The organism is Noviherbaspirillum soli, assembly GCF_015352955.1.
GTDB classification, from domain to species: Bacteria; Pseudomonadota; Gammaproteobacteria; order Burkholderiales; family Burkholderiaceae_D; genus Noviherbaspirillum_A; species Noviherbaspirillum_A soli.
In genome coordinates this window covers 38,168-44,828 of record NZ_JACYOX010000041.1, presented here as the reverse complement: position 1 = coordinate 44,828, position 6,661 = coordinate 38,168, and the positions used below count along the sequence as shown (strand labels likewise).

Below are 6,661 nucleotides of genomic sequence, written 5' to 3'. Positions count from 1 at the left end.
GCAACATGATTTGCTGTATGGCCCATTCCCGGACTGGCTCCGGATGTCGTTTCTTCATTGCTCACTCGCTATCGCCCTCCAGGTTGTTGGATATCAGTGGATGCGACAACTAGCCTGACATAGAGGGCGAAGCAAAAAAAGTGACCCGGCCGCCGGGACGGATTCCCGGCTTGTCTCCACAGCAGTGCAGCCGCCTTGCGTTATCCGGCAAGGCACGGGCAGCACTGTCGGTGTTGTCGTTGACGTGTTCGTTGAACATGGCTTAACGTCAACAGCAACTGCTGCTTCGCAGTGACGTCTTTCCGCCTGGTGAAACAACCCGACTGCACTGTCGTCATGACCAGGCCGGGAGTTCGCCCCGGCGGGCGACCTACTTCTTTTGCTTCGCCAAAAGAAGTAGGCAAGAAAAGGCGACCCGGTGATCGCGCCCCGCTGCGCGGGGTCCCCGTGCCGTCGGTGCATGGAGCGGGGCGCGGCTAAACTCGCTACGCTGCGCTGCGCTCAAACAGACGCCGCACCTTTTCCCGCTCCACGCACCGACGTCACGGCGCGCTCAACGGGACTTCACTGCAACGACAACTTCGAAAACAACGGCAACGGCCACTTCAAAAGCAACTGCAACGGCAACGGCAACGGCAACTGCAACTGCAACTGCAACTTCGTTCCACCGCTTCCAACCCCATCCCTTATCCCGCATCAGCCTTGACCGGAATAACAATATCGACGAATTCCCGCACGCTCCATCAATGACAATCCAGCCAAGCTGCCCGATGCCGGCTAACCCGCAAAAGCCCAGATGAAGAAACGGCGCCCGCAGGCGCCGACATGCTGTCCACTACCCTTCCCTCAGGCGGCGCGCAGCCGATAGCGTTCGCGCAGGCCGCCAATCACCGACCAGGCCAGGCCCGCCACGGCCAGCGTCATGATGGTGCCCACCAGCCCGTTGTTCCAGAAGATGCCCAGGCCGCCCTTGGACGCCAGCATGCTCTGCCGGAACGCATCCTCGGCGCGGTCGCCCAGCACCAGGGCCAGCACCAGCGGCGCCAGCGGATAGTCGAGCTTCTTGAACACATAGCCGATGATGCCGAAGATCAGCATCAGCCAGATGTCGAACTGGGCGTTGTGCACCGTGAAGGCGCCGATGGCGCAGATCACCAGGATGGCCGGCGCGATGATGGAGAACGGAATGCGCAGGATGGCGGCGAACAGCGGCACCGACGCCAGCACGATGATGAGCCCGGCCAGGTTGCCCAGGTACATGCTGGCGATCAGGCCCCAGACGAAGTCCTTCTGCTCGACAAACAGCAGCGGCCCCGGCTGCAGGCCCCAGATCATCAGCCCGCCCAGCAGCACCGCCGCGGTGGCCGAGCCGGGTATGCCCAGCGCCAGCATCGGCAGCAGCGCGCTGGTGCCGGCCGCATGGGCCGCGGTCTCGGGCGCGAGCACGCCTTCCACATTGCCCTTGCCGAAGGTCTCCGGGCTGCGGGAAAACTTCTTGGCCACGCCATAGCCCATGAACGATGCGGCGGTGGCGCCGCCGGGCGTGATGCCCAGCCAGCAGCCGATGGCCGAGGAACGCAGCAGCGTCATGAAGAAGCGCGGCATGCCGGCCCAGGTTTTCAGCACCACCTTCAAATCGATCGCCGCATGCTTGCCCTTGAAGGCCAGGCCTTCTTCCATCGTCATCAGGATCTCGCTGATGCCGAACAGGCCGATCACGGCCACCAGGAAGTCGAAGCCGCGCAGCAGCACCGGCAGGCCGAAGGTCATGCGCAGCTGGCCGGAAATGGTGTCCATGCCGACCGCGGCCAGCACGAAGCCGATGCACATCGAGATCACGATCTTGGCCTTGGGCTCCTTGCCCATGCCGACGAAGCTGCAGAAGGTAAGGAAGTACACCGCGAAGAATTCGGGCGGGCCGAAGCGCAGCGCGAACTTGGCCACCAGCGGCGCGAGGAAGGTGATCATCAGCACGCCCACCAGCGCGCCGATGAAGGAGCCGGTGAAGGCGCTGGTCAGCGCCTCGCCGGCCTGGCCGCGCTGGGCCATTGGATAACCATCGAAGGTGGTCGCCACCGACCAGGCTTCGCCGGGGATGTTGAACAGCACCGAGGTGATCGCGCCGCCGAACAGCGCGCCCCAGTAGATGCAGGAAAGCAGGATGATGGCCGAGGTCGGGTTCATCGTGAAGGTCAGCGGCAGCAGGATCGCCACGCCGTTGGGGCCGCCCAGTCCGGGCAGCACACCGACCACGATGCCGAGCAGGATGCCGATGGCCATCAGGCCGATGTTCTGCCACGACAGCACGGTGGCAAAGCCGTTCATCAGCAGGGATAAGTCTTCCATCGCAACTCCTGTCAGTAGCCGAACAGCGCTTCCAGCGGGCCCTTGGGCAAGGGCACCTGGAACATGATTTCAAAGATCCAGAACAGCGCGCCGCTGATGCCCAGTCCCACCAGCGCGGACTTGACCCAGCCGAACTTGCCGACGAAGCGCATGAAGGCCGCGATGAAGATGGCCGAGGCCACATAGATGCCGGTCAGCTGCAGCACGGTCACATAGGCGATCAGCGGCAGCAGCACCGTTGCCACCAGGCGCAGCTGCGCTTTTTCGACGAAGGGCTCGCTGTCCTTTTTCTTCCATGCCTGGAAGATCACGAACAGGCTGCCAAGGAAAATGATGACGCCCATGCGCAGCGGGAAGTAGCCGGCCTCGGGGCCGTCGCTGGCCCAGCCGGCGCCGAGCTGGTAATTGCTGACGATGACGACCGCCGCCATCACGGCGATCAGGATGCCGACGGCGATCTCGGCCGTGCGGCGGGTAATGGCGGTATCGTTCCCGTCCGCCGGGGCGTGGGTGTCGTGTGGTGCGCTCATGATGTCGGGGATGAAATCTGTGGTGGAAAAAACCGCGGCGCCGCATGCGCAGCACGCATGCGGCAGGAGAACCAGCCTTACTTGGCCACGAAGCCGGCGTAGCCCATGATTTCCTTGTGCGCCTTCTCATCCTTTTCCAGGAAGTCCTTCAGCGCCGGGCCCACCGCCACGGTGGGCTTCAATGCGTTCTTCTCGACATAGGCCTTCCACTCCGGCGTGGCCACCACTTTCTGGAACAGGTCTTCGTAGAACTTCGCAGCCTCGGCCGGCACCTTGCCCGGCAGCAGGAAGACCCGCACCATCTCGTACTCCACGTCCAGGCCCTGCTCCTTGCAGGTCGGTATGTCGGACCAGCTCTGGGTCTCGGTGACCTTTTCCTTGTAGCTGCTGCGCGTCTCGGAGAACAGGCACAGCGCCCGGTGCTGCCCGGCGCGCCACTGGCCGACCGACTCCGACGGATTGTTGATGTTGGAATCGATGTGCTTGCCCGACAGCTGGGTCGCCGCCTCGCCGCCGCCCTTGTACGGGATGTAGGTGAACTTCACGCCGGCCTTCTTCTCGATCATCGCGGTGATCATGTGGTCTTCGCGCTTGGAGCTGGTGCCGCCCATCTTGAAGGTGTCCGGTGTCTTCTTCACCGCGGCCAGGTAGTCGCCCGCCGTCTTGTAGGGCGTATCGCTGTTGACCCAGAGGACGAACTGGTCCTGCGCCACCATCGCGATCGGCGTCAGGTCGCGCCAGTTGAACGGCAGGCCGGTCGCCAGCGGCACCGTGTACAGGCCGGACGAGGAAGCCACGATCTTGTGGGCGTCGCCGGTCGAGGCCTTCATGTCCAGCAGGCCTTCCGCGCCGCTGGCGCCGGCCTTGTTCTGGACCACGATGGCCTGCTTCATCAGCTTGTGCTTGGTGATGATGCCCTGGATCGAGCGCGCCATCTGGTCGGTGGCGCCGCCGGCGCTGAACGGGACGACGATCTCCACCGGCTTGGTGGGCTCCCAGGCATGCGCCGCGCTGGCGCCGCCCAGGCACAGGGCGGCCAGCGACAGCGCCAGGGCCGACTTTACTGGACGGGATGGGATGAAGCACTGCTCGGAACGGTCAGGCACTGTTGTCTCCTCATCGGCTTTGCGCCGTATGTTTATTGATATTGATATGGAATTTCTTTTACTGGGCACAACTGCAATAAGCCATGCCGAAATTACATTTTGAATACAATATACGAAATGCCAACTCAGTCAAGCAATTTCTTGTTTCCAGATTGCATCTGATTAAGCCCTATCAGACCGCCGGCACCCGCGGCCGCTGACTGCGCCGCCAGCCGAAATGCTGCGACAGCAGCAGCACGCCGGCCGAACCCATCAGGATGATGGCCGCGGTGCCGCTGCGCTCGACCAGTTCGCCCGCCACCGCCACCCCGACCGATTGCCCCAGGTAGAAGCAGGAGGCGAAGGACGCCACCGCCGCGCCGCGCCGCTCTGGCGCCATCTGGGTGGCGTTGATCTGCAGGGTGTTGTGCAGCATGTAGAAACCCAGGCCGGAAGCGAGGCAGCCCGGCAGCGCCCACCACAGGTTGGGCGCGATGCCGATCAGCAGCAGCGAGCCAGCCAGCAGCAGGCCGCCCCAGCGGGCAAGCCCCGACTCGCCCAGCGCCGCCACCACGCGGCTGGCGCTGCCGGCAAACACCAGGCCGCCCATGCCGAACAGCATCACCACGGTGCCGGCCGAGGACAGCGACATGCCCAGCACCCGGTGCAGGTGCGAAGCGATGAAGGCAAAGGCGCCGTACAGGAAGGCGCCTTCCAGAAATACGGTCAGCAGCACCACCCGCGCCCAGGGCTTGCGCAACACCTCGCTGAATTCGCTCATGGTCCGGCGCAGCATCGGCCCGTCTGCGCTGCGCGTCTGCCGCGCCGATGCCTGCAGGCGCCGGTTGGTCGACAGCAGCAGCGCGCCGATCACCACGAACAAGAGCGCAATGCCGATGAAGGGAACGCGCCAGCTCATGTGGTCCGCCGCGAAGCCGCCGACCAGCACGCCGGACGACAGGCCGAGGATCTGCCCGGTAAGAAAACGCGCCAGCACCGGCTGCCGCTGCTCGTACGGCACCACGTCGCCGATCCAGGCCATCGACAGCGGAATGATGGCGCCGGCGGTGGCGCCGGCCAGCAGGCGCGCGGCCAGCAGGGTCGGGTAACCCGGCGCCAGCGCGCAGGCCGCCGCGGTTGCCGCGCAGGCCATGCAGGCCCATGCCACCACCAGGTATTTGCCATGGCGGTCGCCCAGCGGCCCGAAGAACAGCTGCGACACGCCATAGGCGATCGAGAAGGTGGTCACGACATAGGATGCGCCGCCCAGCGACACGCCGAGTTCGGCCGCCAGGCGCGGCAGCTGCGCGTCCGTCACCCGCAGCGACAGCGCGCTGCCGAAGGAGGCCAGCGCCAGGTACATCACCGCCGCCAGCGGAAAGGCTGGCTCCCCTTCCGGCTGCGCCGTCATGCGCGCCGTCCGCCGTTCACGCGGCCGCCCCGGCCGGCACCTTGCCGACCAGGACCGCGTTGTCGCTGACCAGCTGCGCCACTTCGTCGCCGGAATAGCCCAGCTCTTCCAGCACGGCGCGGGTATGCTCGCCCAGCATCGGCGCCGGACGCTTGCCGTCGCTCTTGCCGCCCGAGAAGCGGATCGGCAGGCCGATGCCCTTGACCGGGCCGGCCGCGGGATGCTCGGTCTCGACGATCATGTCGCGCGCCAGCGCCTGCGGATGGGCCAGCGCGTCCGGGATCTCCAGCACCGGGCCGGCCGGCAGGCCGGCTTCATCGAACAGCACCATCCATTCATCGGTGGTGCGGGTCTGCAGCCGCTCGGTCAGCAAGTCGACCAGCGCCTCGCGGTTGGCCATGCGGTCCGGGTTGGTGCGAAAGCGCTGGTCCGACGCCAGGCCAGGCATGTCCAGCACTTCCACCAGGCGCTCGTAGTTGGCCTGGTTGGCCGCGCCGATATTGATCCAGCCATCCTTCGAGCGGAACGCCTGGTACGGCGTGCTGGTGGAATTGGCCGACCCCATCTTGGGCAGGATGGTGCCGTTGCCGAAGTAGTTGGCGGCCGGCCAGTACATCTGCTGCAGGCCGGCTTCGAACAGCGAGGTGTCGACCACCTGGCCCAGGCCGGTGCGCAGCTTTTCGGCATAGGCCGCGGCAATGCCCAGCGCGGCCAGGATGCCGGCGTTGATGTCGGCCACCGGCGAGCCGGCCTTGATCGGCGGACGGCCTTCCTCGCCGGTCATGCTCATCAGGCCGCTCATGCCCTGCGCGATCAGGTCGAAGCCGCCCTTGTCGGCGAACGGGCCGGTGCGGCCGAAGCCGGAGATGCAGCAATAGATCAGGCCGGGATTGATGCGCTTCAGTTCTTCATAGCCAAGGCCGAACTTCTCCATCGTGCCGCCGCGGTAGTTCTCGGTGACCACGTCGGCATCGGCCAGGAGGCGCGCCAGCACCTCGCGTCCGCCCTTGGTCTTCAGGTTCAGGCCGATGCCGCGCTTGTTGCGGTTGACGATCATGAAGGAGGCCGATTCGCCGCAGTCCAGCACCGGCGCGAAGCGGCGCGAGTCGTCGCCGTCCGGGGTCTTTTCGACCTTGATCACGTCGGCGCCCATGTCGGCCAGCATCATGCCGCATACCGGGCCGGACATGATATGGGCCAGTTCGATTACCCGCATGCCGCTAAGTGGTCCTGCCATCTTGAATCCCCTCTCTCCGTTGTCGATTGCGGCGTGACGCCGCTTGTGTCTG

The 6,661-nt window shown here is 65.3% G+C and carries 5 protein-coding genes; all 5 read right to left on the bottom strand.

Features of this window, described 5'->3' with window-relative positions; all coding sequences use genetic code 11:
- Nucleotides 1-846: 846 nt before the first annotated feature.
- Complete coding sequence (locus tag IGW04_RS22005; RefSeq protein WP_194715240.1) at nt 847-2,346, bottom strand: tripartite tricarboxylate transporter permease; 1,500 nt, start codon at nt 2,344-2,346, stop codon at nt 847-849.
- Nucleotides 2,347-2,357: 11 nt separating this feature from the next.
- Nucleotides 2,358-2,876, bottom strand: a complete 519-nt coding sequence (locus IGW04_RS22000) for a tripartite tricarboxylate transporter TctB family protein (RefSeq protein WP_194715239.1) — start codon at nt 2,874-2,876, stop codon at nt 2,358-2,360.
- Nucleotides 2,877-2,953: 77 nt separating this feature from the next.
- A complete protein-coding gene (locus IGW04_RS21995; protein ID WP_407672161.1) occupies nt 2,954-3,982 on the bottom strand; it encodes a Bug family tripartite tricarboxylate transporter substrate binding protein in 1,029 nt (342 codons plus the stop codon).
- A gap of 172 nt (nt 3,983-4,154) precedes the next feature.
- Complete coding sequence (locus IGW04_RS21990) at nt 4,155-5,372, bottom strand: MFS transporter (RefSeq protein ID WP_194715238.1); 1,218 nt, start codon at nt 5,370-5,372, stop codon at nt 4,155-4,157.
- Nucleotides 5,373-5,388: 16 nt separating this feature from the next.
- Entirely contained in the window at nt 5,389-6,609 is a 1,221-nt protein-coding gene (locus IGW04_RS21985) for a CaiB/BaiF CoA transferase family protein (RefSeq protein ID WP_228527310.1), read from the bottom strand.
- Between the last annotated feature and the right edge of the window lie 52 nt (nt 6,610-6,661).

What these genes read in the sequence shown, in the direction of transcription:
- IGW04_RS22005 (WP_194715240.1), bottom strand. Translation starts at nt 2,346, where the DNA reads ATGGAAGACTTATCCCTGCTGATGAACGGCTTTGCCACCGTGCTGTCG.
- IGW04_RS22000 (WP_194715239.1), bottom strand. Translation starts at nt 2,876, where the DNA reads ATGAGCGCACCACACGACACCCACGCCCCGGCGGACGGGAACGATACC.
- IGW04_RS21985 (WP_228527310.1), bottom strand. Translation starts at nt 6,609, where the DNA reads ATGGCAGGACCACTTAGCGGCATGCGGGTAATCGAACTGGCCCATATC.
- IGW04_RS21990 (WP_194715238.1), bottom strand. Translation starts at nt 5,372, where the DNA reads ATGACGGCGCAGCCGGAAGGGGAGCCAGCCTTTCCGCTGGCGGCGGTG.